The organism is Nonomuraea sp. NPDC049758, assembly GCF_040674635.1.
GTDB lineage: Bacteria > Actinomycetota > Actinomycetes > Streptosporangiales > Streptosporangiaceae > Nonomuraea.
Map to the genome: position 1 here is coordinate 71,904 of NZ_JBFAMZ010000030.1, position 25,251 is coordinate 97,154.

The window sequence follows — 25,251 nt, forward strand, 5'->3', positions numbered from 1 at the left end:
CCTCCGTCCTGATCCTTGGTTTCGTGGAAGATTTCGACGAGTTCGTCCGAGCACGGGGGGACGCGCTCCTTCGGTACGGCTACGTGCTGACCGGCAACGCCGAGGACGCGGCCGATCTCGTGCAGGAGGCGCTGGCTCGCCTGGGGGACGCCTGGCCACGGGTGCGCAGGAAGGACGACCCTGAGGGCTACGTCCGCACGACCATGGTCAGGCTGCACATCAGGTCGTGGCGTCGGCGTGATCGCGAGGAGCTGGTCGCCACCGTCCCCGACCACGGCAGCCTCGACCAGTACGGCGACGCCGCCCTGTGGGCGGGGCTGCAGGAGCTGCCGCGCCGGCAGCGGGCCGTGCTCGTGCTGCGCTACTACGAGGACCTGCCGGATCACGAGATCGCCGAGATCCTCGGCGTCGCCCGCGGGACCGTACGGAGCCAGGCCGCCCGCGCGTTGGACAAGCTCCGGATCAAGCGCGTGTTTCAGGAGGCACGATGAGCGACGAACAGGACCTGATCCGGACGCTGCGCACGGCGGCGCAACAGGTGGAAGGCCGCGACTTGGTGGGCGGCGTGGCCCGGCGGCGGCGTGCCCGGCGTATCAGGCAGCGGGTGCAGGTCCTGCTCGCGGCGGTCGCGGTCGTGGTGGTCGCGGGCGGCACGACCGCGGTCCTGTCGGGCGAGGACGGGCCGGACGCCCCGCCCGCCGTGCAGGTCACGCCTTCCCCCTCCCTGCCCGCCACGCGGCCCGCCGTCGAGTTGTGGCCCGAGGCCGTCGTCAAGGTGCCCACGAAGGACTCAGCGGGGCGGCGCATGCATCCGGTGACCGGCCTGAGCGCGACGGAAGTGCTGCTGGTCGCGGAGTCGGCCTTCGAGAAGGCCGGTCAGCTGGAGGTGCACGACTCGGCCTCGGGGACGACCCGGGTGCTCGGTGACATCCCCAGCCCGCGCAAGAAGTACTACCCTCAGCTCTTCACCGCCAGCCGCGAGTACATCGCCTGGTTCGGCGCGACCCCGCAGGACAGCATCCCCTGGACGGACTTCTGGGTCATGCCCGCACAGGGCGGCAAGGCCAGGCGCGTGGGCGAGGTCGACGCCGACGTGGACAGGATCGCCCTCACCGGCGACTCGCTCGTGTGGTCGGTGAAGGAGGGCGGCGTCTATCGCATGCCGCTGACCGGCGGCGCCCCCGAGCGGCTGCCCGCCACCGACGGGCTGCACCTGACGGCCTGGCCGTGGGCGGCCGGGCTGAGCGACGATCAGCCGTTCGCGAACCACAACCGCGTCGTCGACCTGGAGACCGGCCGCTCGGCCGACGTCGCGCTGCCCGACAGGGCCGAGTACGTGCAGTGCGACGCGCAGTGGTGCGTCGGGATGCTGGACGGGCACGCGTTCGTGCAGCGGATCGACGGGGCCGAGCGCAGGACCCTGCCCGAAGGGCTGCGGCCACGGCCCCGGCGGACGCTGCTGGGCGGCTCGTACGCGCTGTTCCAGGTCTACGACCCGGACCGCGACAAGAGCGGCGTGCCGATCGCCCTGCTCTACGACCTGACGACGGGCACGATGGCCGGGATCGGGGAACGTTCCGGGGGCGTGTCGTCCGGGAACGTGGGTTCGGGGGCGTCCTCCTCCGCGCCGTCCACCACCGTCTTCTGGGACGCCGACGAGAAGTCCTACGAGCGGTGCGCGAACGGGGGGTGCCAGGTCAAGACCCGCGGCGGCGGCAAGGAGTACACCGTGCTGAACCTGGCGGCCGTCCCCCGGTGAGCACGGCCGCGCGAGGGCGGCCTCGGTAGGGCTGGCCCTACCTGTTCGGGGCAGTGCGTACGCCGAAAAATGCGCAGGTCAGCGGCATCGTGTGGGGGTCCGGGCGCGTCATACGGTTCTTGGCGTCAAGCAGGAACGACACCAAGGAGCAAGTGACATGACCGTTGGCCGGAAGCTCGCCGCCCTCGCGGCGGGCCTCACCCTCGTGCCCGTCCTGGCCCAGGCGGCCTTCGCGGCCGAGCCCGCCGCGCCCGCCGAGCCCGTGCGAGCTCTGGAGGCGGCGGCCCAGGAACTGCGCTCGACCGAGCCGGGCGCGGAGTCGGGCGACCTGAGGGCGTTCGGCCGGATGGTGGGCGACGCCCAGGTTGTCGGCATGGGTGAGGCGACCCACGGTTCGCATGAGTTCTTCACGGTGAAGGAGCGGGCCTTCCGTTACCTCGTGGAGAAGAAGGGTTTCACCACGTTCGCGCTGGAGGCCAGCTGGTCGGGAGGGATGCGGCTGGACGAGTACCTGCGGACGGGGAAGGGCGACCTGCGGGCCATCGCCAAGGAGGTGCTGCGGGCCTCGCCGTGGGAGCGTGCGGAACTCGTCGGGATGCTGGAGCGGATGCGCGAGCACAACCGCCGGAACCCCGGCCGCCCGCTGCACGTCATGGGCGACGACCTCGGCGCGCCGCAGGTGGGCGAGGAGGTCTTCGCCCGCGTCGCGCGGTACGTCCGGGGCGCCCACCCGGACTCCACCGCTCCCCTCGCCGCGCTGTACGAGGGATTGCGCCCGCTCGACGACGTCTTCGCCTACCTGAACCGGCCGCTGGACGAACGGCGGCAGCTCGCCGCCAAGGCTCAGCAGGCGCTCGACCTGCTTGTCAGCCTGGGAGGGCCGCAGGCGTCGGCCGCGTACGACAGCGCCGTCCAGGATGCCCGGTTCATCGCCCAGACCGCCAAGTTCGCCGGCTACGACCTGGCCGACAAGTCCTGGCTGAGCGTCATCGAGCGCTACCGCGACCAGGTCATGGCAGACAACACCGTCTGGTGGCTGCGACACCACGGCGGCAAGATCCTCATGTCCGCGCAGAACACCCACGTCGGGTACGTCTCCGGCGATCCCGCGCTCTACCCGAAGACGCAGGGTGCCTACCTGCGCGACATGCTGGGCAAGAAGTACGTCGCCGTCGGCTTCACCTTCGACCGCGGATCCTTCCTGTCCAAGGACGCCGCGGTGGGCGGCGACTGGAAGCAGTTCACCGCCGGTCCCGCCGAGCCCGGCAGCAACGAGCACACCCTCGACCGGGTCCGCTACGACGACTTCTACCTCGACATGCGCACCGCGCCGGCCGCCGCGCGCGACTGGCTCGCGGTGGCTCGCCCGACCCGCAACATCGGCACGCAGTACCCGTACCCGCTGCTCGACACCGCCCTGTCCCGCGCCTTCGACGTGCTGGTCCACCTGCACGAAGTGCGTTCGGCGCAGGTGCTCAAGTAGCGAGGCAGTAGGTGGGGCCCGCGGCTCCTCCGCGATCAGCACGGCGGCGCGGTCGTCCGGCGGGTACACGGTGACGAACTTGCCAGCCGAGCCGCGCGTCTGTGCCGTTCCCGTTCCGCGCGGCGTCGCGCGGAACGGGGACGAAGGTACGGCGAGGAGTTGTGGCCGGCTTGTGGCCGAGCCCGGCGTACCGGACCGCGTCAGGACACGTCGAACATCACCAGCCCCTCCACCGCGGTCCTTCCGCAGCCGGTGAATTCCATGCGGACGACTGTTCAGCACCGGCCTCATGGCTCACATGTGGCCGGGGATGAGAACTCGGCGGACGGCTCACTTCTCGGCGATGAACCCGTGGTACCGGCCCATCCAGTACGGCAGCAGGTACGAGGTGCCGTCGTTCTCGCCGTAGCCGTCGCCGCCCTGGTCCAGCTTGTACGGGTCGTGGTTCCAGTGGCTGATCACCCGCTCGTCGATCGGGAGCACGGTGCCGCTGCGCAGCATGCCGAGCTTCTTCGGGTCGGCGTCGGGCCGGATGTGCCGGCCGAGGTTGACGATGTCGAGGCGCTGGCTGTTGCTCTGCTTCCAGTCGACCATGTTGATCGGGAAGCGCTTGAGCGTGTCGATCGACTGCTCCAGCCAGGGCCCGGTCATCTCCAGCGGGAAGGGGCCGTAGGCGTCGGTCCAGACCTGGTCCTTCAGCGTGAGGCCGGCGATGAAGTTGAAGAACGGGTTGAGCTCGTACTGCTCCTGCTGCCAGTAGTCGTAGAGGGAGCGGGCCCAGGTGGCCTTCAGGTCGGCGTCCTGCTCGTAGCGGAGCAGGTGGTAGTAGTTCATGAACGCCATCTCGTCGTCGGACTGGTTGCCGCCGCCGACGCCCGGGGTGACCTTGGGCTGCTGGGTGTTCAGGTCGTAGCCGTGCTCGTCGATGAGCTTGGCCTTGGCCTGCGCATACTTTTCTGGATTTTTCGCGACATGCTGGGCGATGGTGAGGAAAGTGATGATCGTCTGGCTGTTGAGGCCGCGTTCCTCCCGCCGCCACGGGTTGCCGTTGAGCTCCTTCGGGTTGAAGAAGCCCCAGCGGGTGGGCTTGCCGTCATGGTCGACCAGGGAGAAGTCGTGGTCGATCAGGTGATCGGTGAGCCTGGTGATCACACCCGCCACCTCGTCCTTCTCCGCGCCGGTCGCGACCAGGTCGTGGTAGAGCGCGTAGAGGAAGTAGTGGCCGACCAGCTCGTCTGAGCTGGCGTCGGTCTTCCAGAACCACTTGCCGTCGGCGCTCTTGGGCCAGCGCGGGACCAGGATCTTCCAGTACGCGTCGCCCTTCTGCTTGTCGCGGTCGTGCTGCTCGTTGTCCTTGATGTTGGGGTCGGTGGCGGTGGTCTCCAGGATCGTGCGGGCGATGAAGCCCTTGGGCGCCGGGTTGGTGCCCGCCTGGGTGACGTCGCCGAGGAACTTCAGCGCCTCGAACGCCTTGCGCGCGTTGGCCTTGGCCGTGCCGTCCTTGGTGGCGGCGTACCGGAACGCCTCGGCCGCGCCGTACATGCCCGTCCAGAGGCCGTCGTTGTCGCTCGCGCCCTGGCCGTACTGGGTCAGGTCGCCCGGCCTGGCCAGCCCGATGCCCTCGACGAAGCCGTACGGGGTGCGCTTGTGCCTGGCGTCGATGGCCTGCTCGTAGACGGCCGCCTTCTCCGCCAGCGTGGTCCGGCGGGCCTCGATGACGCCGGCGGCCGTGGCGGTGCCGAAGTAGGCGTTGGCGTTCCCGTCCACGGTGATCGCGGCGACCGCGTCGTCGGGCAGCCAGCGGCGGCCCTGCCGGTACTCCCAGGTGACGCCGTCGAAGTGCACGGCGCCCTTGGCCGTGCCGAGCCAGACGTCGCCGCCGGCGCCGGGGGCGATCGCGGTGAAGCCGAGCATGGGCAGCCCTTCGGCGGGGCCGTACTGCTTGAGCGTGGCGCCGTCCCGGAGCGTGAGGCCGGTGGGGCCGGCCAGCCAGAGGCGGCCCTTGGAGTCGTAGGCCAGGTGGGTGGTGCCGGGGGCGGGTGAGATCTGGGCCCACGACCGGCCGGTGTGCTCGAAGACGCCGGTGGCGGTGGCGACGGCGACGGCCCCGGATGCGGCGCGGGCGGCGGCGGTGGCCTGCCCGGGCAGCCGGTCGGGACGCCACGAGCCGCCGGGCCCCTTGCGGTAGAGGCGGTCGCCCTGGACGAGGATCACGTCGTCGCCGCCGAGCAGCAGGGCCGTGGCCGGATCGACTGCCGGCGGCAGCCGATCGGCGCCCTTGGCGACCTCGTCGCCCTCCCCCGTCTTCTGGCCGGCCTTCGCCGCGTTCCTGATCGTCAGCAGGCCGCCGGCGGTGAGGGCGACGAGGTCGTCGCCGCGCCAGACGACCTTGTGGGCGGCGGTGGCCGACAGGGAGGTCCAGGCGCCGGCGGCGTACCGGGCCAGGCCCTTGTCGTGGGCGGCGGCGACGACGCCGCCGGGGCCGGCCGCGAGAGCGGTGATCCTGCCGTGCAGAGCCGGCAGCGTGGCGCCGACCTGGAGGACGAAGGGGTCGACGACCGTGGCGGCCGAGGCGGGTGCGGCGGTGACGGCCGGTCCCGCGCCGAGCGCGACGGTCGCGGCGAGCAGGAGGTTCTGGAGTCGTGCCATGGGGTTCCTCCGGATGAGGGGGCTGCGAGATACAGTAAAGAGTCTTTATTGCATCCGGGCAAGAGTCTTTACTAGAATTCGGGCCATGTCCCAGCATGCGACGCTCACCACCCTGCGCGAGATCAACGCATCCGTGGTCCTGGAGGCCATTCGAGCCGACCCGCCGATCTCACGGGCCGAGGTGAGCCGCCGCACCGGCATGACCAAGCCGACGGTGGCCAACGCCCTCGACCTCCTCGCCTCCGCCGGCCTGGTCCGCCAGGCCGAACCGCCCGGCGAGATGCATTACGGCGCCGTCTACTTCGAGCCGGTCCACACGCTGGCCCACGTCCTGGCCCTGGACATCGGCACCCGCTTCGTCCGCGGCGCGCTGTGCGACCTGCGCGGCACGATGCTGGCCAGGCACGACGAACGCATCGACGACTCCGACCCGGCGACGATCCTGCGGGCCGCCGTGGCCGTCCGCGACACCCTGTCCCCCGGCGGTCCGGCGGCGGGCGGCGGGGGGATCGAGCTGGTCGCGGCCGGGGTGCCGGGCGTGGTGGATCCCGAGGAGGGGGTCATCCGGCAGAGCAACCGGCCCGCGCTGGAGGGCATGGCGATCCGGTCCGGGCTGGAGGCCGCGCTCGGCGTGCCCGCCGAGGTCGAGACCGACGTCAACCTGGCGGTGATCGGCGAGCACGCCCTGGGCGCCGGGCGGGGGGTCGCCGACTTCGCGTTCCTGTCCATCGGCGCCGGCGTCGGGGCCGGGCTGATCTTGGGCGACCGGGCCCATCGAGGGCATCGGGGGGCCGCCGGCGAGGTCGACGACCCCGCGCCCGGCGAGGACGAGCTGCCCGACAGCCCCTCGGGGGACGCGCTGATGAAATGGGCCCGCGCCTGGATCGCGGCAGGTCTGCGCGACGGCGACACCACGCTGCGACTCGACGCCACGCCGGAGGCCATCTTCGCCGCCGCGTCCCGGGGGGACGGGCTGGCCTCGGCCATCGTCGCCGAGGAGGCCCGGCGGATCGCGTCGCGGATCGCCACCATCTCGCGGGTCGCCGACGTCGAGCTCGTGGTGCTCGGCGGGGGCATCGGGCTGGCCTGCGCGAGCATCCTGCCGGAGATCGGCGCCGCGCTGGCGGGCATGCTGCGCCACCCGCCCGCCGTCGAGGTCTCGGCGCTGGGCAACGCGCCCGTCCTGACCGGCGGCCTGGCCCACGGCACGCGCCTGCTCAGGGAGTCGGTCGCCACCCGCCGCATCTCGGCCGCGGCCAAGGTCTCCGCGGCGGCCAAGGCCGCCGGTTCCGGGGCGGAGGCCCGATGAAGGTCACCGTCGTCGGCGGCGGCTCCACCTACACCCCCGAGCTCGCCGGCGGCCTGGCCGCCCTGGAACTGGACGAACTCGTCCTCATGGACCCCGACCGGGAACGCCTCGCCGTCGTCGGCGGCCTGGCCACCCGCATGCTGCGCGGCAGGGCCGGACGCGTCCGGCTGACCACCGGCCTGGACGACGCCGTCGAAGGCGCGGACGCCGTCCTGCTGCAGTTACGCGTCGGCGGCCAGCGAGCGCGGCACGGCGACGAGACCTGGCCGCTGGAGTGCGGCTGCGTCGGCCAGGAGACCACCGGCGCGGGCGGCCTGGCCAAAGCCCTGCGGACGATCCCCGAAGTGCTGCGCATCGCCGACCGGGTCCGCGTCCTCGCCCCCGGCGCCTGGCTGATCGACTTCACCAACCCCGTCGGGCTGGTCACCCGCGCCCTGCTCGACGCCGGTCATCGCGCCGTCGGCCTGTGCAACGTGGCCATCGGGTTCCAGCGGCTGTTCGCCCGGCTGCACGGCTGCGCGCCCGCGGAGCTCACGCTGGGACATGTCGGGCTCAATCACCTGTCGTGGGAGCGTTCGGCGTGGGTGGACGGGGTCGACGTGCTGCCGGGACTGATCGAGCGGCACGTCGCCGAGCTGGCCGCCGAGTGCGAGCTGCCCGCCGGGCTGATCACCGCTCTGGGCGTCGTGCCCTCCTACTACCTGCGCTTCTACTACGCCCACGACCAGGTGGTGGCCGAGCAGCTCGGGCGTCCGACGCGGGCGCAGGAGGTGCTGGAGCTGGAGCGGCGGCTGCTGGCGATGTACCCGGCGCTGGACGACAAGCCGGAGCTCCTGGAGCAGCGGGGCGGCGCGTTCTACTCGACGGCCGCGGTCGACCTGCTCACCTCGCTGCTCCATGACCGGGGGGATGTGCAGGTGGTCAACGTCCGCAACGAGGGGACCCTGCCCTTCCTGCCCGCCTCGGCGGTGATCGAGACGCCGGCGCGGATCACCGCCGCCGGGGCCGTGCCGCTGGCCGTGCCGGCGGTGGAGCCGCTGCAGGCGGGGCTGATCGCGCACGTCAGCGCGTACGAGGAGCTGGCGGTGCGGGCGGCGTCCTGCCCTGATCGGGCGCACGTGGAGGCGGCGCTGCTGGCCCATCCGCTGGTGGGGCAGTACGACCTGGCGCAGGGGCTGGCCGACCGGCTGCTGGCGGCCCACCAGGCCTGGGCCTCGTGACCGGGCCTGCGGTCCTGGCGATCGACGCGGGCAACAGCAAGACCGACGTGGCGCTGGTCGGCGCCGACGGCGAATTGCTCGCCTGGGTGCGCGGCGGCGGGTTCCAGCCGCACGGGCCGCGCCTTCCCGCCGCGATCGACCTGCTCGCCGGCCTCGTGGCGGCGGCCGTACGACAGGCGGCCCCGCCTCCGGACAGCGGCCGCCGCGGGTTCGCGGCCGAGCGGGTGTCGGCGTTCCTGGCGCACTGTGACCTGCCGGTCGAGCAGGAGATCCTGCAGCGGGCCGTCGAGGCGCGGGAGTGGGCGCCCGAGGTCGTCGTGGACAACGACACCTTCGCGATCCTGCGGGCGGGGGCGGGCGTGCCGTACGGCGTGGCGGTGGTGTGCGGCGGCGGGATGAACTGCGTGGCGCGCGGCCCCGGCGGCCAGGTCGCGCGGTGGCCGGCGCTGGGCCGGCGCTCGGGCGACTGGGGCGGCGGGGAATGGCTGGGCGAGGAGGTGCTGTGGTGGGCCGTGCGCGACGAGGACGGCCGCGGCCCGCGCACCCTGCTGCGTCAGGCCGTGGCGGCCCGCTTCGGCCTGCCGGACGTCACCTCGGTGTGCGTGGGGTTCCACCTCGGGCGCCTGCCCGAGGAGCGGCTGCACGAGCTGGTGCCGGTGCTGTTCGAGGTGGCGGGAGCAGGGGACGCCGTCGCCGTGTCGCTGGTGGAGCGTCTGGGCGACGAGGTCGCCGCCTGGGCGGGCGCGGCGATCGAGCGGCTGGACTGGGGCGGGGTGAGCGTGCCCGTCGTGCTGGGGGGCGGGGTGCTGACCGGCCGGGACGCCCGGCTGCTGGCCCGGATCGGCAGGGGGCTGCCCGGGGTGGACGTCCGGGTGCTGGACGCGCCGCCGATCGTGGGGTCGGCCCTGCACGGGCTGGACCGCCTCGGCGCGACGTCCGAGGCGGTGGAGCGGCGGCTCAGAACCGGATTCGCCACTCGGCTGCCGTCATGCCTGTGAACACGACCGTGTCCTCCCGTTCGAGAAGTCTGGTAAAGACTCTTGCCTAGATGAGATAAAGACTCTTTACTGTCTTCATGAAGTCAGCAGGCTTTGCGGTCCGCGGGGTCATCGAAGGGTTCTACGGCCGTCCTTGGAGTCACGAGCAGCGGCTCGACCTGCTCGGCTTCCTCGGCGCCCGGGGCATGAACACCTACGTCCACGCCCCCAAGGCCGACCGGCCGTCGTGGCGGGAGGCCGGCGTGGAGGGGCTGGGCGAGCTGGCCGCGCGCGGCAGGCAGGCGGGGGTGGACGTCATCTACTGCCTCTCCCCCGGCCTGTCACTGCGTTACTCCGACGCCGGCGACGTCCAGGCGTTGTGCGTGGCGTTCGAGCGGGCCATGGAGGCCGGGGCGGCCGGCGTCGGGCTGCTGCTCGACGACATCCCCATGCGGCTGCGCCACCCGCGGGACGCCGCCGCCTTCGACGACCTCGCCGCCGCGCAGGTCGCGCTGATCGAGACCGTCTTCGCGCGCACCGGACGGCTGGTCGTCTGCCCCACCGTCTACTGCGGCACCGGCGACGACCCGTACGTACGGGCCCTCGGCCTGATCGACGCCCGGATCGACCTGTTCTGGACGGGCCGCAGCATCTGCTCGGCCACCATCGACCTGGCCGACGCCGCGGCCGTCGCCCGCACGCTGAACCGGGCCCCGCTCTACTGGGACAACTACCCGGTCAACGACGTCGCGATGGGCCACGAGCTGCACATCGGCCCGTACCGGGGCAGGGACCGGCACCTGTACCGGTTCGCCACCGGCGTCGTGGCCAACGGCATGGAGCTCTACGAGTCATCGAAGATCGCCTTCGCCACGGTCGCCGACTACCTGCGCGACCCGGAGGGCTACGACCCGGAGGAGAGCTGGGAGCGGGCCGTGGCCGACGTCGTCGGGGACGGCGCGGATCTGGCCGCCTACCGGCTCTTCGCCGACAACGTGCGCGGCTCCTGCCTGGAGCCGAACGACGCGCCCAGGCTCACGGGGGTGCTGGAGCAGTGGGCGTTCGAGCGCGAGTCCGGCGACGCCGCGGCGGCCGACCGGCTGCTGGCCGCGCACGCGGAGGAGCTGCTGGCCGCGGCCGGGCACCTGCTGCGCGGGCCGGTGCGGCGCGGCGCGCTGGTGGCCGAGGCCCGGCCCTGGCTGGAGGAGTTCGAGCGGGGCGCGCTGGCGCTGCTGGCCACCGCTCGTCGAAACGTACGACCGCACCCCCGTCGCCCCGCGCCCAAGCGGGTGTTCGGCGACTGTCTTGAGGAGTTCTCATGGTGAACAGGACGGCCGGGGCGCTCGCCCTGATGCTGCTGGTGTCGGCCTGCGGTGGCGGCGGGCAGGGCGCGGCCACCGACAAGGTGTTACGGATCGCGATGAGCTCCCCCGGCGAGGAGCAGATCAAGGTGTGGAAGGACGTCGCGGCCCAGTACGAGAAGGCACACCCGGGCGCCAAGGTCGAGCTCAACTTCCAGGAGGACGACCTCTACCAGACCATCGGCCTGCAGAACCTGCTCAACGGCCGGCAGGCGCCCGACGTCTACTTCGAGTGGGCCGGCGACCGCCTGCGCACCCGGGTCAAGGACGGCTTCGCTGCCGACATTTCCTCCCAAGTCACCACAGGCCCCCTCAAGGGCCTCATCCCGGACGAGGCGTACAAGCGCACCACGATCGACGGCAAGACGGTCATGGTGCCGTTCGCGGCCGATGTCACCAACGTCCTCTGGTACAACACCAAGATCCTGGCCGACGCCGGGGTGCAGCCGCCCAAGACGTTCGAAGAGCTGCTCACGGCCTGCGACACGCTCAACGCCAAGGGCGTCACCCCGATCGCCTCGGGCAACAAGGACCTGTGGGCCGCCGGCAACTGGCTGTCCCACCTGGTCTCCCGGGTCGTCGGCGAGCAGTCCTACCAGGACGTGCTGTCGGGCAAGGCCCCCATGACCGACCCCGCCTGGGAACGCGCGCTCGGCTACGTGGCCCAGCTGCACGACCACAAGTGCGTCAACAGCAGCGCCAACGCCGCCAACGACAACGAGGGCGCGCAGCTGTTCTTCCAGGGCAAGGCGGCCATGCACCCGATCGGGGCGTGGCTGGTCAGCTGGGCCCTGGACGAGGCCCCGAAGCTGGACTTCGACTACGTCAACCTGCCGGCGATGACCGGCGGCGCGGGCGACCAGGACAGCGTGATCGGCGTCGTCACGGGTTACGTGATCAACGCCAGGAGCAGGAAGGTCAAGGAGTCGGCCGAGTTCCTGGCGCTGCTGAACTCACCGGCCAACGCCGCCGCGTTCGTCAAGGCGGGCACGGTGCCCCAGGCCAGGGCGGCAGGCGCCGGGCAGATCGACGCGCGCACCACCAGGCTCAACGACCTGCTGGCCGAGGCCAGGACCGTGGTCTCCCCGCCGGACACCGGCTATGACCTCAAGCGCGCCGACGCGCTCTACCGCGCGCTGGCCGCGGTGCTCGGCGGGGTGAAGTCTCCCAAGGAAGCGCTGGCCGTCGCGGGATGAGACGCAAGCTCACGCCGTACCTGTTCGCCGCCCCGGCGCTGCTGGTGTTCGGCTTCGCGGTGCTCGGGCCCGCGCTGGCGACCGGGGCGTTCAGCCTGACAGAGTGGACCGGTTTCGGGCCGATGGAGTTCGTCGGCCTCGACAATTTCCTCAGAGCAGCCCAGGACACGATTTTTCTGGATTCGTTCGTCCATGTCGGCATCTACATTGTTGTGACCATTGTCCTGGAGGTCGCCGTGGGCCTCGTCCTCGCCGGGCTGCTGGTCACCCGGCGCGGCGGGGCGCCCTGGTTCCGCGTCGCCCTGTTCACCCCGGTCATGTTGCCGATGGTGGTCGTGGCCGTGCTCTGGGCGTTCGTCTACAACGCCGACTTCGGCCTGGTCAACGCGCTGCTGGAGCTCGTCGGCGTGCCGGGTGAGGTCTGGCTGGGTGACGAGAGCACGGCGCTCCTGGCCGTCTGCGTCGTCTCCGGGTGGGTGTACGCCGGGTTCTACATGGCGATCTTCTATGCCGCGTTCGCCCAGATCCCGTCGGACGTGATCGAGGCCGCCCGCCTCGACGGCGCCGGCGAGCCGGCCATCTTCCGCCGGATCAAGGTGCCGATGATCAGGGACGCGGTGGAGGTCTGCCTGCTGCTCTGCGTCACGGGCGGCTTCCAGACGTTCGACCTGTTCTACGTCATGACGGGCGGCGGGCCGTACAACGCGACGGAGATCCCCACCACGTACCTGACCCGGGTGGTCTTCCGCGACGGCGAGGTCGGCTACGGCTCGGCCATGGCGGTGCTGATGACCGCGGCCGTCGTGCTCGTCGGCCTGGCGTTCATGCGCCTGCGCAGGAGGTCGGCCCGATGAGACGGCTCTCGACCGTGCTGCTGGCCGTGGTGTCGGCGGCGTTCTTCCTGCCGCTGCTGTGGATGGTGGCCTCCAGCTTCAAGTCCAACGCGCAGATCTTCGCCGACCCGTTCGCCCTGCCCAGGTCGCTGGACTTCGGCCGCTGGGCCGAGGCGTGGGAGGTCGGCGGCATCGGCGGGTACGCGCTCAACAGCGTGATCGTGACCTCGGTGTCGGTGCTGCTGATCCTGGCGCTGTCGTCGGCGGCGGCGTTCGCGTTCAGCCGCTTCGACTTCCGCGGGCGCGGGCTGTTCATGGGCCTGCTGGCGCTCGGGCTGCTGCTGCCGCTGCAGTCGTACTTCATCGCCCAGAGCACGATGTTCACCGAGCTGGCGCTGAGCGACACCCGGTGGGCGCTGATCATCCCGTACACGGCCATGGGGCTGCCGCTGGCCACGTACCTGATCAAGGTCTACCTGGACGCGCTGCCACGGGAGCTGTTCGAGGCCGCGCACATCGACGGCGCCTCCGACCTGCGGGTCTACCTGCTGATCGCGCTGCCGCTGCTGCGGCCGGGGCTGGCGACCGTGGCGGTGTTCTCGGCGCTGTCCTGCTGGAACGAGTTCCTGCTGGCCCTGCTCTACATCCAGGACGACTCGCTCAAGACGATCCCGACCGGCCTGCTGGCCTTCTCCAGCCGCTACGTGACCGACTACGGCCTGCTGTTCTCGGCCCTGTCGATCATCACGCTGCCGATGATCGCGGTCTACGTGGTGTTCAACCGTCAGGTGGTGAGCGGCATCACGGCGGGCAGCCTCAAGTAGCCCGGGGCCGTTCGGCGTCAGGGGCTCTCCCCGGTGATGCGCAACGCGAAGTCCGCGTAGGTGTCCGCAACCTCATACGGTTCGTACGGCAGGGCGGAGTCGTACCAGTTCGCCACGCGCATCCCCATCCCGCTGATCGCGGTCACCGCGAGAAAGGCGTCGGGCACGGCGAAGACGCCCGCGGCGATGCCCTCGTCGATGATGTCGATGAGCAGTTGCCGGCCGGCCGCGCGCAGCATGAGCGCGGGGCCGGCCAGCTCGGGAGACAGGGCGTGCAGCTCGTTGTCGGCCACGACGGCCAGCATGGGGAACTCCGCGTGCGCCAGGACGTGGGCGCGCACCACCCGGCGCAGGCGCGCGGCGGGATCCGCCGGGCCCGCCGCGGCCGCCTCGGTCAGCCGCCGGTGGTGCTCCTCGTGACCGATGCGCACCAGCTCCGCCAGGACGTTCTCCTTGGTCGGGTAGTGCGAGTAGAGCGTCGCCGAGCGGATCTCGCAGGCCACCGCGAGGTCGCGGATGGAGGTGCCGTAGAAGCCCCGCTCGGCGAAGAGCTGCAGCGCCTCGCGCAGGATCCGGCCGGAGGTGCCCTGGAGCAGGATGTGCTCGGGCAGCCGGATGTCGGAGGCGGCGATCCGGCGCTGGGTCGCCGCTCCGGCCGATCGGTCGTCAGTCACGCGCTCATTCTGCCAAGACGCCGCTCCGGCCGATCTCCTCGCACCTCAGGACGCCGACGGGGCCACGGCCGGAGGGCCTCTCGGTCACTGCGGCACGAGCGCGTTGCGGCGTACGTCCGACCAGGTGCCGTGGTCCAGGCAGATGCCGCAGTCCGGGCCGTGGAACAGGGACCGCGCCTCGGGGTCGTCCATGAGCTGGAAGCGCCACCAGGCGGTGGTGGGCGCGGCGAACGGCCCGGGATCGCCGACGACGGTGAAGTGGTCGGCGCCGCGCACCTCGCCGTAGATCGCCGGGATGTGGTCCGCGTCGTCGAAGAAGGACCTGACCAGCCAGGGCCAGACGATGGAGTCGTTCTGCCCGGCCATCAGGAAGGCGGGCCCGTGGACGCCGTCGATGTCGGCCAGCGGACCGGGCTGTATGGGCAGGACGGTGTCCACCCGGGCGTCCGCGCCGACGACGATGGCCGCCGCGCCGCCCTGGGAGTGCCCGGAGGCGCCGACGCGGGTCAGGTCGACCTTGCCGTGGAAGGGGCTCGACGGGTCGGCGTCGCGGCGGGCGAGCGCGTCGATGCCGGCCCGCATGGAGACGCCGAGGTTCGACATCGGGGTGTTGGCGGCCGAGACGATGAAGCCGTGGCTGGCCCACTGCAGCAGCAGGTCGCGGTAGACGAGCGGGGCGCCGCCCGTGCCGTTGCCCCACACGATCACCGGGTGGCGGCGGTCGCTGCGCGCGATGTCGCGCGGGTAGTAGAGGGTGTTGACCACGCCGACCTCCACGGCGGTCGCGTAGGGGCCGGGCGCGCCCCAGTCCGTGGTCGCGGCGTGGGCGGGAGCGGTGCCGAGTGCGTACACGACGAGCAGGGCGGTGAGCAGGCGTCGGAACAAGGCGGCCTCCTGGCTGGGGGGTTTGCACGAATCCTGTACACGAAGGAGGCCGCCGTCTCTCCGCATTCGGGCCAACAATTGACGGGCCGGTTTGGGCAATGTGACGATCACGGGATGTCCGACCTGCACAGCCGGATGCAGCCGAGGGTGCGCGGGCTCACCGCCGCGGTGATCGCCCGGTGCGCCGCCGAAGTGCCGTTCTACCGGGAGTTGCCGCTCGAGACCCTGCACGGCGAGGTGGCCGGCTCGGTCTCGGCCGTCCTGACGATCCTGCTGCGCGCGCTCAGCCGCCCCGACGCCATGGGCCCGGCCGACCTGACCCGCGTCATCGAGTGGTCCGCGCGCCGCGCCGAGGACCACCTGCCGCTGGACGCGGCGGTGAGCGCCTACCTCATCGGCGCCGAGGTCTGGTGGCAGGCGCTGACCGAGGTGGCCGCGCCGGAGGAGCTGGCCGCGGCCGGCCGGCGGATGCTCGGCTGCCTGCGCGCGGCGATGCCCGCCGTCGCCCTGGCGCACCAGCAGGCCCAGGAGGACATCAGGAGCGAGGACAAACGGGTGCGCCGCGCGCTGATCGGCGCGTTGCTGAGCGGCCACCCGTACGAGAGCCTGGCCGGGGCGGCGGGGGTCGAGGTGGGCCAGGAGCACGAGGTGCTGCTCCTCGACCTGGGACAGCCCGCGCCGCCGGCCCGGCTCGTGCAGTCGGCCCTGGACGCGCACACCGGGACGCTGGTGCTGATGGACCACGTCGAAGGAGTCGCGCTGCTGCCCGGCGGGCACCCCCTGGACGCGCTCCCGGGCAGGCTGGCCAGGGCCGTGGGACGCCCCGTGCCGGCCGCCGCGGCCCGCGCCGCGACGCCCGCGGCGATCCCCGACGCGGCGCGGGAGGCCCGCGAGGTGCTGGACCTGGTGCGCAGACTCGGCCGGCCGCCCGGCCTCTACCGCCTGGACGACGTGCTGCTCGAACACCAGCTGGCCCGTCCGGGCGCGGGGCTGGCCCGGCTGGCCGCCAAGCTCGCGCCGCTCGACGGCCATCCCCACCTGCTGGAGACGCTGCGGGCCTTCGTCGAGCGCGGCCACAACCGCCGCCGGACGGCGCTCGACCTGCACATCCACCGCAACACGCTGGACTACCGGCTGCGCCGGGTGAGCCTGCTGACCGGGCTCGACCTCGCCGAACCCGCGCAGGCGCGGCTGCTGGCGGCCGCGATCACCGCGCGCGAGCTGACCAGACCCTGAGCTCCTCGTCGCGCGGCGCGTGCACGACGCCCGAGCCCGGCGAGTCGAAGACCATGACGGGCCGGGAGGAGTCCCACGGCTGCCAGCCCGGATCGCCGGTAGCGGCGAAGGCGACCCAGGCCCGGTGCATCGCGTCGGCCAGTTCCTGCGGGGGCTCGTCGCCGGCCAGCTCGCGCGAGTGCCGCAGGTTGTCGAAGACGAAGCCGATCTCCAGGGCGTGACAGGCGCGCAGGTCCATGACCTTCGTCCGCCACGCGAACTCGTAGACGTGGGCCCGTTCCACGCTGTCGGCCAGGCGGTTGACCGGGGCGCGCAGGAGCAGGTCGGTGGCCATCTCGCCGAGCAGCTCACCGGGCGTGGCGCCGGGGCGGGCGGACCGGTAGAGCCGCAGGGCCCGTCCCGGGACGCGCAGCTTCAGCAGGGCCAGCCGGAGCATGAGCCGGCCGACCCGGTCCACGGCTCCGCTCGGGACGAACCAGAGCCGGTACTCCTCCCGGTTGGCGCCGACGAGCAGGGCGGCCTCGACCGGACCGGCGTCCGGCTCGGTCACGATGTGGAAGCCGGGACCGCCGGTGATCGGGTCCGCCTTGCCGACCACCTCGTTCTGGACGTCGAGCAGCCGCTCCCGGTCGATCGCGGCGAACGCCTCGGCCGTGGCCGGCACCTTGAGCCGGTCCGCCATCAGCCGCACCGTCCGCGCGGCCTCGGCCCGCGTCACGGTGTGCGGCGGACCGCTCTGCATGATCGCCCGGTGGAACAGGCCCCTGGCGCGCGGGCTGGTGAGCAGCGCGCCGATGCTGACGGCGCCCGCCGACTCGCCGAAGACGGTGACGTTGCCGGGGTCGCCGCCGAAGGCCGCGATGTTGTCGCGCACCCATTCCAGCGCGGCGATCTGGTCGAGCAGGCCGCGGTTGTCCGGCGCGTCGGGGAAGAGGCCGAAGCCCTCGACGCCGAGCCGGTAGTTGATCGAGACCAGGACGACGCCGTCCCTGGCGAAGGCGTGGCCGTCGTACAGGGGCAGGCTGGAGGAGCCGTTGCGCAGGGAGCCGCCGTGGATCCACACCATCACGGGACGCGCGCCGCCGTCCGCGCCGGGAGTCCAGACGTTCAGGTTGAGGCACTCGTCGCCGGGGATCTGCTGCTCGGGGATGAGCCGGTCGAGCGGCGGCCGGTAGGGCCGCTTGGGGGCGGTCGGGCCGAACTCCGCCGCGTCACGGACGCCGTCCCAGCCCTCGACGGGCGCCGGGGCGCGGAAGCGGTGGGCGCCGAACGGCGGCGCCGCATACGGGATGCCCCGGAAGACCTGGATCCCGTCGTGGAGTCGGCCGCGCACCTTGCCGTGCCGGGTGGCCGCGATGATGTCCATGCGCCGGATCCTACCGATCGATCGGTCGGCAGCCGAGGGGCCGAACTCGCATGGAAGGGTGGGCGGCGACCGGGCAATCAGTAGTGTCCGACATCCCCGGCGAGAGAGACCCGTGCATGACCACGTTCCTCGACGGAGCGGTCGCCGATCCCGAGCGATTCTCCGCCCTCTTCGACGCCCACTACGAGGAGATCCGCGGCTACATCGGCCGCCGCCTCGACCTCGACGTCGCCGAGGACCTCGCCGCCGAGACCTTCCTGATCGCCTTCCGCCGGCGTGCCGGCTTCGACGCCGCCAAGGGCGGCATCAGACCTTGGCTGTACGGCATCGCCACCAAGCTCATCGGCCGGCACCGGCGTGCCGAGCTCCGGCGGTACCGGGCGCTGGCCAGGTCGGGGCCGCCCGCCGACGAGGACAACCACGACCAGCGGGTGGTCGATCGGGTCGCGGCGCGGGTGACCGTCCAGCAACTGTCGGCCGCACTGGCCGAGCTGTCGCGCGGTGAGCGCGACGTGGTGCTCCTCGTCGCCTACGGCGAGTTGACCTACGACGAGGTGGCGGCGGCGCTCGGCATCGCCTACGGCACCGTCGCCTCCCGGCTGAGCCGGGCCAGGACCAAACTTCGTGACGCGTTGGGAGTTGAGGTGTGATGAAGGAATTCCAGCTCATCGACGAGGTGATGCCGCAGACGCCGCCCGCCGGCCACGCCACCATGACGGCCGCCCGCGCCCGGATGACGGGCGCCGCCCGGCGCCGCCGCCGGCCGGTCCGGCCCAAGGTGACGCTCGCGGCGGTGGCGGTCGGCGCGGTGCTGGCCGGCGGTTTCGTGGCGATGCCCCTCCTGGGCGGCACAGGCGTCCAGACCGCGACGATCCCGCGGGCGGACGCGGTGCTCGACGCGGCGGCCGACCGGCTGGCCGCCCAGCCATCGGGAACCGGGGCGTGGTGGCGGCGGGAGATGACGCAGGTGCTGCGGACGAAGACCGCGACCTACACCGTCGAGCAGCGGGTCAGAGACGTGCTGTGGGCGAGCCGGGACCTCGGATACCGGACGCGGCGCGGGTCCGTCTCCGCCAAGCCGCTCACGCCCGCCGACGAACAGGCGTGGAAGGCCGCGGGCTCGCCCGACCTGTGCGACGGCTGCCTGTCGGGAAAGACCTACTTCACCCCGCTGAAGTTGACGAGGAAGCCAGTGATGGACCTGCCCGCCGAACCCCAGGCGCTCAAGGCCGAGATGCTGGCGGCCAACGGCAAGGAGGCCCCGGAGGCGTGGTTGTGGGGGGCGAGCAAATGGCTGCTCCTCGACGTCGAGAGCACCCCGGCCACCAGGGCCGCGCTCTACCGCGTGCTCGCCGGACTGCCGGGGGTGCGGGTGGAGAACGACGTCACCGACGTCGACGGCCGTACCGGGGTCGCGCTGACCTACGGCCAGGCGTCCACCCGTCAGCAGATCATCATCGACCGGGACAGCGGGCAGCTGCTCGCCGTCCAGGAGGCCGACGGCTCCTCGGCGTACGTGGTCGAACGACTGGGCTGGACCGACGACCCGGCCCCGAAGCAGTCCACCTCCTCGTGAGCGACGCATCAGGAGGACGCCCCCGGGTCCGCTCGCGACGCGATGCCCCGTGGCCCCTGGATTGAGCTGCGAAGATCAGCCGAGCGTGAACGTCCTGGCGCGGATGCGGCGCCGGCTGGGAGGGTGGGCCTCATGATGGAAGACTTGCGGGACGCCGAACACCGACTCCAGGCCGCGCAGCTCGCTGGAGATGTCGAGGCGCTGGATCGGCTGCTGGATGATCGGCTGATCTTCACCTTCGGTGCGAACGTCGCGACCAAGGCCGACGACCTGGAGCTGCACCGCACTCGGACACAGGTGCTGACGAAGGTGGCCGAGGAGGAGTTGACCGTGCTCGCCGACGGGCGCACCGGCGTGACGTGGTTTCTCGGCACCCTGGAAGGGACCGTCTCCGGTACGCCGTTCGCGGCCAGGATGCGCTACACCCGTACGTGGCTGTACGACGAGACGCACGGCTGGCGAATCATCGCCGTACACGCCGGCACGACCGACTGACACAGCCGACACGTCGTCCGACGACCGGCCGGCCGGATGGCCGCCGGCGAGGTTCGACGAGGTCGAGCGGCTGCGGGAGATCGCCGCCTCCCGCCGCGCCACGGTCGCACAACTCGCGATCGCGTGGGTGCTGGCGCAGGGTCGCGTGCACCGGGACATCGTCGCGCTGGTCGGGCCGGCCGGCCGCGCAGCGTCACCGAGGCGGTGGGCGCCGCCGGCCTGCGGCTGACCGAGGACGACCTGGACGCGATCGAGCAGGCCGTCCCCCCCCGGGGGGCGGTCGCGGGAGAACGCTACGCCCCCGCCCTGCTCGCGCTGCTGGACAGCGAGCGAACGGGCGGCAGGCGCTGATGGCCGCCCGAACCCCGCTGGACGCGAACGCCATCCTGGCGGCCACCGAGGAGATCCTGCGCCGCCACTAACGCCGTGACCCGGCGCTGGCTCGACCGCAACCGCGACGCCCTCGCCGTCATCGCCGCCGACCGCGCGGTCCCGCCGGCGCGGCGGCTGCGTACCTGGCTGCACGCCGTCCTGGCCGTGAAGCAAGCCAAGATTCGCGCGGACCCGGAGCTGTTCGCCGCCTATGGAATCCTCGCGGCCGCGCACAGCAGCGTCGCCACCGACCACGTCGCCGACCTCTTGGGCCAGCTGACGGCCATCATCGCCGACGGCGCCGCCGACGGCAGCCTCCGCTCCGACGACGCGGAAGCCACCGCCCACGTGGTCTTCAACGCCACTGCCAAGTTCCACCACCTCGCGCACGCGGCCGAATGGCAGAACCCGGGCATCGGCGCCGAACTCGACGAGGTGTGCAGCCTGCTGCTTGAGGGTCTTCACGCCCCCACATCGCCGTAGCCGAACCGGGTGGACCACACGCCGCGACTCGTCGGCGGCGCGGTCGGACCTGCCCGTCGCCACCCGGCGGCAACGAACAAGGAGGACGAACGACCATGGTTCAAGCAATCGGAGTAACGCAGCCAGGCGGACCGGACGCTCTCGGCGAGTTCGACCTGGTGGCCGAACCGATCGGACCCGGTCAGGTCAGGATCGGGGTGAGCAGTGCCACGGTGAACCCGGCCGACGCGATGATCCGTTCTCGTCCGCGGCAGGATGAGGCGGGCGCGGTGCGGGTGCCGGGCATGGAGGTCGCCGGCGTGATCATCGAGCTCGGCCCCGCCGTCGAGCGCCCGTTCACGATCGGGGACGCCGTCATGGCCATCGTGGTGCCCTCAGGTGCGCACGGCGGTTACCGGGCAGACCTCGTCTTGCCGGCATGCTCGGTCGCGAAGATCCCGGCGGGGCTCTCGGACGTTCAGGCCGCCACCATCCCGATGAACGGGCTCACCGCCCGGCTCGCACTCGACACGCTGGCGCTCCCGGCCGGCGCGACGGTCGCCGTCACCGGCGCAGCCGGCACCGTGGGCGGGTACGTCGTCCAGCTCGCCAAGCAGGCCGGGCTGGTCGTCGTCGCCGACGCCGCCCAGCGGGACGAGACGTTCGTCCGTGAGTGCGGAGCCGACGAAGTCCTGCCGCGGGGGGACGACTTCGCCGCGATGGTCCGCCGTCACCACCCGGGCGGCGTGGACGGGCTCCTCGACGCCGCCGTGCTGGAGGCCGCCGTGCTGCCTGCCGTCAGGGACGGCGGCACCGTCGTCACCGTCCGCGGTTACCAGGGCGACGGGACCGGCCGGGTCCGCGTCGCCCCGATCTTCGTCCGCGACTACGCCGAGGCCGCGGCCGAGCTCGACCGGCTCGCCGAACTCGCCGGTGAGGGACGGCTCACCGTCCGCGCCCGCCGCCCGCACACCGGGACCAGCGCCAAGGTCACCGAGCTCCTGGCGCCTCGCCGCCGGTCGCCACCGTTGTTTTCCCGCGATCAGCCTTGTCGAAGGCCGTGGACGGGGATGACAACTTCCAGCAGACCGGGACCATCAACCTTCGCCGGGAGGACAGTCATGAAGGAAGGGCCGCCGTGGCCGGACGACGACGCCATGATGCAGATCGCGATCGAGCAGGCGCGGACGGGGTTCGGGCAGGGCGGGATCCCCGTCGGCGCGGTGCTCGCCACCCCCACCGCCCTGCTCGGGGCGGGTCACAACGAGCGCGTCCAGCGAGGTGATCCGACGGCGCACGGCGAGATGGCCTGCCTGCGCGACGCGGGATCCCGATCCTCCTACGCCGGCACGACGCTGTACACGACGTTGTCGCCGTGCCCGATGTGCAGCGGGGCGATCATCCTGTTCCAGATCCCGCGGGTGGTCATCGCCGAACGGGTGACCTACGCGGGGGACGTCGGCTTCCTGCGCGGACACGGCGTCGACGTCGAGGTCCGGGCCGATGAGCGGTGCATCGCGCTGATGTCGGAGTTCCAGCGGCGCTCGCCCCAGCTGTGGAGCGACGACATCGGCGGCCGGTGAGCCGCGTCCGGGACCAGCCGCGCCTTTATGCGTGCTTTGCGGAGTCGGCTACTATAAGTCACGTAGTTCCACCTCAGGCTGAGGGGCCCGCGACGTCACCGCCAGTGACGGAGCCAGTGGAGCGGCCCGGCGAGTTCCTCCACGCCGGGCGAGCGGGCCCCGTGGATCTTTCCCCTTTGCAGGACACCTCCTCTGGGCTCGTGTGCTCATTCGATTTCAGAGATGTCAAAGGAAAGAACCTTGGCCCGCTTCGACACCATCGTCGCTCTTCGCCTGGCGAAGGCGCTGCTCACCTTCACCGTCGGCGGCTTCGCGCTGCTCGTCGTGTTCGGCAACCTCACCGACTACGGCACGAACTTCGAGTTCGTCCGGCACGTGCTGGCCATGGACGCGCAGAAGCCCGAGCTCGCCGCGGTCAGCCAGATCAACTACCGCGCCATCTCGTGGACGTGGGCGCACCACGTCGCCTACGTCGGCGTCATCCTCACCGAGGCGGTCATCATGGTGACCTGTCTCGTGTCGGCCTGGCAGCAGGTCAGGGCCGTCGGCCGCGACGACGCCGCCTTCCAGCGGTCCAAGCGATGGGGCGTCGTCGGCTGCACGGTCGCCCTGCTGCTGTGGTTCTTCGGCTTCCAGGCCATCGGCGGCGAGTGGTTCGGCATGTGGATGAACGGCACCTGGAACGGCATCCCCGACGCGGTGCGGCTGTGCACGTACATCGGGATCGTGCTGGTCTTCCTCAGCCTCCGCAACGACGCCCGCGAGAACGCCTGACCCGGACGCCTGCCCCGATCGCCGGCAAGGGTCACGGCCGGACGTCGCCGTGACGGAGTCCGTTCAGCAGGAGGGTGAGCAGGCGGTCGGCGCGCGCCGGGCTGTCGGGGGTGTCCTGGGCGGCCCAGGCGATCGCGCCGACCATCCTCAGCACGTCGGCGTCGTCCGCCTCGGCGACGATCGCGCCTGACCGCCGCGCCCTGGCCAGCAACGCGGCCCCCACCTCGAACATCTGCGCATGCCAGTTCGCCACCGGGTCGGTCTCGCGATCAAGCGCCGCGTTCATCACGGCCGCCGACAGACCTCGATAGGTCAGACCGTGCGCGAGCGCGGCACGCAACCACGCGGACACCGCCTCGAACGCGTCCTCGGCCGCCAGCAGGCGGTGGCCGAGGTCGACCAGGTGGGCCATCTGCCCGGCGAGCACCGCCTCGATGAGGTCCAGCCGGGTGGGGAAATGCCGATAGAGCGTCCCGCTGGCCACGCCTGCCCGCCGGGCGATCTCATCCAGGGAGGCGTCGACGCCGGACTCGGCGAACGCGATTCTCGCCTGCTCGACCAACTGCTCGTAGTTGCGCCGGGCGTCCGCGCGCATCGGACGCCCTACGCGGGATCGTGGATCGTGGCCTGCCGTCACCGTCACCCATCCTTGCTGACCGGGGACACAGTCCGCTACCGTGCCCAGGTAACCGGACTATGCCTCACCTTACTGGCGTGGCTCACCCGGAGCATGGAGGGCCGCCCCCATGGCGCTGACGGAACACGACAGAACCGACATCACCGACGTGATCCATCTCCACGGCCACCTCACCGACGCCGGCGAGCTGGACCGAGCCGACGAACTGTTCACCCCGGACGTCATCTACGACCTGGACGACTTCGGCCTCGGCTGCTTGCACGGGATCGCCGCCGTCCGCGCGGCCGCGCTCGCGGCGGGCGACGCCAACCCGGTCGGCCATCACGTCACCAACATCCTGATCACGCCGATCGACGATCGTTCGGCCCGGGTCCGCTCCAAGGGCATCGGCATCAAGGCCGACGGAACGGCCGGCAGCGTCGTCTACGACGACGTCCTCACCCGCCAGGCCGACGGCTGGCGGATCAGCCACCGCAGGGTGACCGCCCGGCGGGCGGCGCTCGACGAGCAGGAAGCCGGTCCGCGGGCGGTGCTGGAGCGTTGGCGCCGGGCCGCCGTCACGCGGTCCGCCGACGACCTGCGGCGCCTCTACGCCCTCGACGCGGTCCACGAGTTCCCGTTCACCGGCCCGGGTCTGCCGTCCCGGCTCGCCGGCCGGGACGAGATCGTGAAGTGGATCACCGCCGGCTGGCGCGACCACCCGCTGACGTACGAGCGCTACCGCACCCTCGCCGTCCATGACACCGGCGATCCGGGAACGATCGTCGTCGAGCAGGAAGTCCTCGGGACCAGCGCGGCCACCGGCGAGTTCGCGCTGCCCAACCTGATCGTCCTCACCGTTCGCGAGGGGCGGATCATCCGGCTGCGCGACTACGTCAACCTCTCAGCAGCCGCAGCCGCCATGGGCGGGGACGTCTGAACGGCGGCCTGCCCGGACGGACCCGGAGCTCGGCGCGCGCATCCGCCGGCGACGTGAAGGAGCCCCGGCCGGAGGACCGGCCGGGGCTCGCTACCCCTGGTTGACGACGCTCAGAGCGTGATGCTCCAGGTGTCCAGGAATCCGGTGTCACCGGCGTAGACGTCCCTGATGTCGAGCGTCCAGGTGCCGGCGGCCTGCTGGCTGACCGGGACCGAGAAGGTCCTGGTGCCGTACTGCGTGCAGCTGGTGCCACCGTAGGCGTCGACCAGGTAGTAGGTGCCGTTCGGGCCGCGGAGCCGGATGTTCAGGTCCTCGGCGCAGGTGTGGCTGATCGTGATGGACAACTGCACCGGGGAGGCCGCGGTGCCCGTCGCGTTGGACGTGATCGAGCTGCGGGTGGTGGAGTAGTCCCTGATCTGGTAGTCGGTGTTGTTGGTGAACGTCCGGCCGCCGGGGCCGCCGGTGCCGACCGTCAGGGTGTAGGTCGCGGTGTGCGAGGTCGAGGTCGAGCCGGTGCCCGTGATGGTGATCGGGTAGGTGCCCTGGGCGGTGGAGGCGCCGACCGCCAGGGTCAGCGTGGAGGAGTTGCCCGAGGTCACCGAGGCCGGGTTGAAGCTGGCGGTGGTGCCGCTGGGCAGCCCGGAGGCGGTCAGGTTGACGG

The 25,251-nt window shown here is 72.0% G+C and carries 25 protein-coding genes; 19 read left to right on the forward strand and 6 right to left on the reverse strand.

What is annotated here, in order from left to right:
- Positions 1-23: 23 nt before the first annotated feature.
- The 3 genes from AB0J46_RS46395 (at position 24) to AB0J46_RS46405 (ending at position 3,242) form a co-directional block, all read left to right on the forward strand.
- Complete coding sequence (locus AB0J46_RS46395; protein ID WP_364342061.1) at positions 24-491, forward strand: SigE family RNA polymerase sigma factor; 468 nt, start codon at positions 24-26, stop codon at positions 489-491.
- Positions 488-1,759, forward strand: coding sequence for a hypothetical protein (locus AB0J46_RS46400; RefSeq protein WP_364342063.1), 1,272 nt, complete (start codon positions 488-490; stop codon positions 1,757-1,759). The genes AB0J46_RS46395 and AB0J46_RS46400 overlap by 4 nt, the downstream gene beginning before the upstream one ends.
- Before the next feature lie 157 nt (positions 1,760-1,916).
- A complete protein-coding gene (locus AB0J46_RS46405) occupies positions 1,917-3,242 on the forward strand; it encodes an erythromycin esterase family protein (protein ID WP_364342065.1) in 1,326 nt (441 codons plus the stop codon).
- Between the two features lie 330 nt (positions 3,243-3,572).
- Here AB0J46_RS46405 and AB0J46_RS46410 read toward each other — a convergent pair whose 3' ends face one another.
- Positions 3,573-5,891 (reverse strand): hypothetical protein, encoded by a 2,319-nt coding sequence (locus tag AB0J46_RS46410; protein ID WP_364342067.1) that lies wholly within the window; start codon positions 5,889-5,891, stop codon positions 3,573-3,575.
- An 85-nt stretch (positions 5,892-5,976) separates the two neighbouring features.
- Here AB0J46_RS46410 and AB0J46_RS46415 point away from each other — a divergent pair, with 85 nt between their 5' ends.
- The 7 genes from AB0J46_RS46415 (at position 5,977) to AB0J46_RS46445 (ending at position 13,611) form a co-directional block, all read left to right on the forward strand.
- Positions 5,977-7,200: an ROK family transcriptional regulator gene (locus AB0J46_RS46415; protein ID WP_358299708.1), complete on the forward strand. Its 1,224-nt coding sequence runs from the start codon at positions 5,977-5,979 to the stop codon at positions 7,198-7,200.
- Entirely contained in the window at positions 7,197-8,420 is a 1,224-nt protein-coding gene (locus tag AB0J46_RS46420; RefSeq protein ID WP_364342069.1) for a 6-phospho-beta-glucosidase, read from the forward strand. The genes AB0J46_RS46415 and AB0J46_RS46420 overlap by 4 nt, the downstream gene beginning before the upstream one ends.
- Complete coding sequence (locus tag AB0J46_RS46425) at positions 8,417-9,418, forward strand: BadF/BadG/BcrA/BcrD ATPase family protein (protein ID WP_364342071.1); 1,002 nt, start codon at positions 8,417-8,419, stop codon at positions 9,416-9,418. The genes AB0J46_RS46420 and AB0J46_RS46425 overlap by 4 nt, the downstream gene beginning before the upstream one ends.
- Before the next feature lie 77 nt (positions 9,419-9,495).
- Positions 9,496-10,722, forward strand: a complete 1,227-nt coding sequence (locus AB0J46_RS46430) for a beta-N-acetylglucosaminidase domain-containing protein (RefSeq protein WP_364342073.1) — start codon at positions 9,496-9,498, stop codon at positions 10,720-10,722.
- Positions 10,716-11,954, forward strand: a complete 1,239-nt coding sequence (locus AB0J46_RS46435; protein ID WP_364342075.1) for an extracellular solute-binding protein — start codon at positions 10,716-10,718, stop codon at positions 11,952-11,954. Before AB0J46_RS46430 ends, AB0J46_RS46435 begins: the two co-directional genes overlap by 7 nt.
- Positions 11,951-12,808: a sugar ABC transporter permease gene (locus AB0J46_RS46440; protein WP_364342078.1), complete on the forward strand. Its 858-nt coding sequence runs from the start codon at positions 11,951-11,953 to the stop codon at positions 12,806-12,808. The genes AB0J46_RS46435 and AB0J46_RS46440 overlap by 4 nt, the downstream gene beginning before the upstream one ends.
- Positions 12,805-13,611, forward strand: coding sequence for a carbohydrate ABC transporter permease (locus AB0J46_RS46445; protein WP_364342081.1), 807 nt, complete (start codon positions 12,805-12,807; stop codon positions 13,609-13,611). Before AB0J46_RS46440 ends, AB0J46_RS46445 begins: the two co-directional genes overlap by 4 nt.
- Before the next feature lie 17 nt (positions 13,612-13,628).
- On the opposite strand, the gene AB0J46_RS46450 is transcribed toward AB0J46_RS46445, so the two are convergent.
- Positions 13,629-14,285 (reverse strand): TetR/AcrR family transcriptional regulator, encoded by a 657-nt coding sequence (locus tag AB0J46_RS46450; RefSeq protein WP_364342084.1) that lies wholly within the window; start codon positions 14,283-14,285, stop codon positions 13,629-13,631.
- 84 nt (positions 14,286-14,369) lie between these two features.
- The gene (locus tag AB0J46_RS46455) at positions 14,370-15,170 is read right to left on the reverse strand and encodes an acetylxylan esterase (RefSeq protein WP_364342087.1); all 801 of its coding nucleotides are present in this window, start codon (positions 15,168-15,170) and stop codon (positions 14,370-14,372) included.
- A 114-nt stretch (positions 15,171-15,284) separates the two neighbouring features.
- Between AB0J46_RS46455 and AB0J46_RS46460 the strand changes: the two genes are divergently transcribed.
- Positions 15,285-16,406 (forward strand): helix-turn-helix domain-containing protein, encoded by a 1,122-nt coding sequence (locus AB0J46_RS46460; RefSeq protein ID WP_364342090.1) that lies wholly within the window; start codon positions 15,285-15,287, stop codon positions 16,404-16,406.
- Here AB0J46_RS46460 and AB0J46_RS46465 read toward each other — a convergent pair.
- The gene (locus tag AB0J46_RS46465) at positions 16,378-17,772 is read right to left on the reverse strand and encodes a carboxylesterase family protein (protein ID WP_364342093.1); all 1,395 of its coding nucleotides are present in this window, start codon (positions 17,770-17,772) and stop codon (positions 16,378-16,380) included. The genes AB0J46_RS46460 and AB0J46_RS46465 overlap by 29 nt on opposite strands.
- A gap of 116 nt (positions 17,773-17,888) precedes the next feature.
- Between AB0J46_RS46465 and AB0J46_RS46470 the strand changes: the two genes are divergently transcribed.
- The 7 genes from AB0J46_RS46470 to AB0J46_RS46500 all read left to right on the forward strand — a co-directional run bounded on the left by AB0J46_RS46470 (position 17,889) and on the right by AB0J46_RS46500 (position 23,034).
- Positions 17,889-18,422 carry an RNA polymerase sigma factor gene (locus AB0J46_RS46470; RefSeq protein WP_364342096.1) on the forward strand — a complete coding sequence of 178 codons (534 nt, stop codon included), beginning with the start codon at positions 17,889-17,891 and terminating at the stop codon, positions 18,420-18,422.
- Positions 18,422-19,348 carry a CU044_5270 family protein gene (locus tag AB0J46_RS46475; protein WP_364342099.1) on the forward strand — a complete coding sequence of 309 codons (927 nt, stop codon included), beginning with the start codon at positions 18,422-18,424 and terminating at the stop codon, positions 19,346-19,348. Before AB0J46_RS46470 ends, AB0J46_RS46475 begins: the two co-directional genes overlap by 1 nt.
- Before the next feature lie 132 nt (positions 19,349-19,480).
- On the forward strand, positions 19,481-19,843 hold the full coding sequence (locus AB0J46_RS46480) for a nuclear transport factor 2 family protein (protein WP_364342102.1): 363 nt from the start codon (positions 19,481-19,483) through the stop codon (positions 19,841-19,843).
- Between the two features lie 204 nt (positions 19,844-20,047).
- Positions 20,048-20,194 (forward strand): hypothetical protein, encoded by a 147-nt coding sequence (locus tag AB0J46_RS46485; RefSeq protein WP_364342105.1) that lies wholly within the window; start codon positions 20,048-20,050, stop codon positions 20,192-20,194.
- Positions 20,195-20,269: 75 nt separating this feature from the next.
- Entirely contained in the window at positions 20,270-20,698 is a 429-nt protein-coding gene (locus AB0J46_RS46490) for a hypothetical protein (RefSeq protein WP_364342108.1), read from the forward strand.
- A 95-nt stretch (positions 20,699-20,793) separates the two neighbouring features.
- A complete protein-coding gene (locus tag AB0J46_RS46495) occupies positions 20,794-22,260 on the forward strand; it encodes a deaminase (protein WP_364342111.1) in 1,467 nt (488 codons plus the stop codon).
- 240 nt (positions 22,261-22,500) lie between these two features.
- Positions 22,501-23,034 carry a DUF2165 domain-containing protein gene (locus AB0J46_RS46500; RefSeq protein ID WP_364342114.1) on the forward strand — a complete coding sequence of 178 codons (534 nt, stop codon included), beginning with the start codon at positions 22,501-22,503 and terminating at the stop codon, positions 23,032-23,034.
- Between the two features lie 31 nt (positions 23,035-23,065).
- Here the strand turns inward: AB0J46_RS46500 and AB0J46_RS46505 are convergent, their stop codons facing one another.
- On the reverse strand, positions 23,066-23,629 hold the full coding sequence (locus AB0J46_RS46505) for a TetR family transcriptional regulator (RefSeq protein ID WP_364342117.1): 564 nt from the start codon (positions 23,627-23,629) through the stop codon (positions 23,066-23,068).
- Between the two features lie 151 nt (positions 23,630-23,780).
- Between AB0J46_RS46505 and AB0J46_RS46510 the strand changes: the two genes are divergently transcribed.
- The gene (locus tag AB0J46_RS46510) at positions 23,781-24,590 is read left to right on the forward strand and encodes a nuclear transport factor 2 family protein (protein ID WP_364342120.1); all 810 of its coding nucleotides are present in this window, start codon (positions 23,781-23,783) and stop codon (positions 24,588-24,590) included.
- Between the two features lie 110 nt (positions 24,591-24,700).
- Here AB0J46_RS46510 and AB0J46_RS46515 read toward each other — a convergent pair.
- A partial coding sequence (locus tag AB0J46_RS46515) for a proprotein convertase P-domain-containing protein (RefSeq protein WP_364342122.1) occupies positions 24,701-25,251 on the reverse strand: 551 nt, incomplete at its 5' end.

What these genes read in the sequence shown, in the direction of transcription:
- AB0J46_RS46480 (WP_364342102.1), top strand. Translation starts at nt 19,481, where the DNA reads ATGATGGAAGACTTGCGGGACGCCGAACACCGACTCCAGGCCGCGCAG.
- AB0J46_RS46420 (WP_364342069.1), top strand. Translation starts at nt 7,197, where the DNA reads ATGAAGGTCACCGTCGTCGGCGGCGGCTCCACCTACACCCCCGAGCTC.
- AB0J46_RS46415 (WP_358299708.1), top strand. Translation starts at nt 5,977, where the DNA reads ATGTCCCAGCATGCGACGCTCACCACCCTGCGCGAGATCAACGCATCC.
- AB0J46_RS46495 (WP_364342111.1), top strand. Translation starts at nt 20,794, where the DNA reads ATGGTTCAAGCAATCGGAGTAACGCAGCCAGGCGGACCGGACGCTCTC.
- AB0J46_RS46505 (WP_364342117.1), bottom strand. Translation starts at nt 23,629, where the DNA reads ATGCGCGCGGACGCCCGGCGCAACTACGAGCAGTTGGTCGAGCAGGCG.
- AB0J46_RS46465 (WP_364342093.1), bottom strand. Translation starts at nt 17,772, where the DNA reads ATGGACATCATCGCGGCCACCCGGCACGGCAAGGTGCGCGGCCGACTC.
- AB0J46_RS46470 (WP_364342096.1), top strand. Translation starts at nt 17,889, where the DNA reads ATGACCACGTTCCTCGACGGAGCGGTCGCCGATCCCGAGCGATTCTCC.
- AB0J46_RS46430 (WP_364342073.1), top strand. Translation starts at nt 9,496, where the DNA reads ATGAAGTCAGCAGGCTTTGCGGTCCGCGGGGTCATCGAAGGGTTCTAC.
- AB0J46_RS46510 (WP_364342120.1), top strand. Translation starts at nt 23,781, where the DNA reads ATGGCGCTGACGGAACACGACAGAACCGACATCACCGACGTGATCCAT.
- AB0J46_RS46440 (WP_364342078.1), top strand. Translation starts at nt 11,951, where the DNA reads ATGAGACGCAAGCTCACGCCGTACCTGTTCGCCGCCCCGGCGCTGCTG.
- AB0J46_RS46460 (WP_364342090.1), top strand. Translation starts at nt 15,285, where the DNA reads ATGTCCGACCTGCACAGCCGGATGCAGCCGAGGGTGCGCGGGCTCACC.
- AB0J46_RS46445 (WP_364342081.1), top strand. Translation starts at nt 12,805, where the DNA reads ATGAGACGGCTCTCGACCGTGCTGCTGGCCGTGGTGTCGGCGGCGTTC.
- AB0J46_RS46405 (WP_364342065.1), top strand. Translation starts at nt 1,917, where the DNA reads ATGACCGTTGGCCGGAAGCTCGCCGCCCTCGCGGCGGGCCTCACCCTC.
- AB0J46_RS46410 (WP_364342067.1), bottom strand. Translation starts at nt 5,891, where the DNA reads ATGGCACGACTCCAGAACCTCCTGCTCGCCGCGACCGTCGCGCTCGGC.
- AB0J46_RS46400 (WP_364342063.1), top strand. Translation starts at nt 488, where the DNA reads ATGAGCGACGAACAGGACCTGATCCGGACGCTGCGCACGGCGGCGCAA.
- AB0J46_RS46475 (WP_364342099.1), top strand. Translation starts at nt 18,422, where the DNA reads ATGAAGGAATTCCAGCTCATCGACGAGGTGATGCCGCAGACGCCGCCC.
- AB0J46_RS46435 (WP_364342075.1), top strand. Translation starts at nt 10,716, where the DNA reads ATGGTGAACAGGACGGCCGGGGCGCTCGCCCTGATGCTGCTGGTGTCG.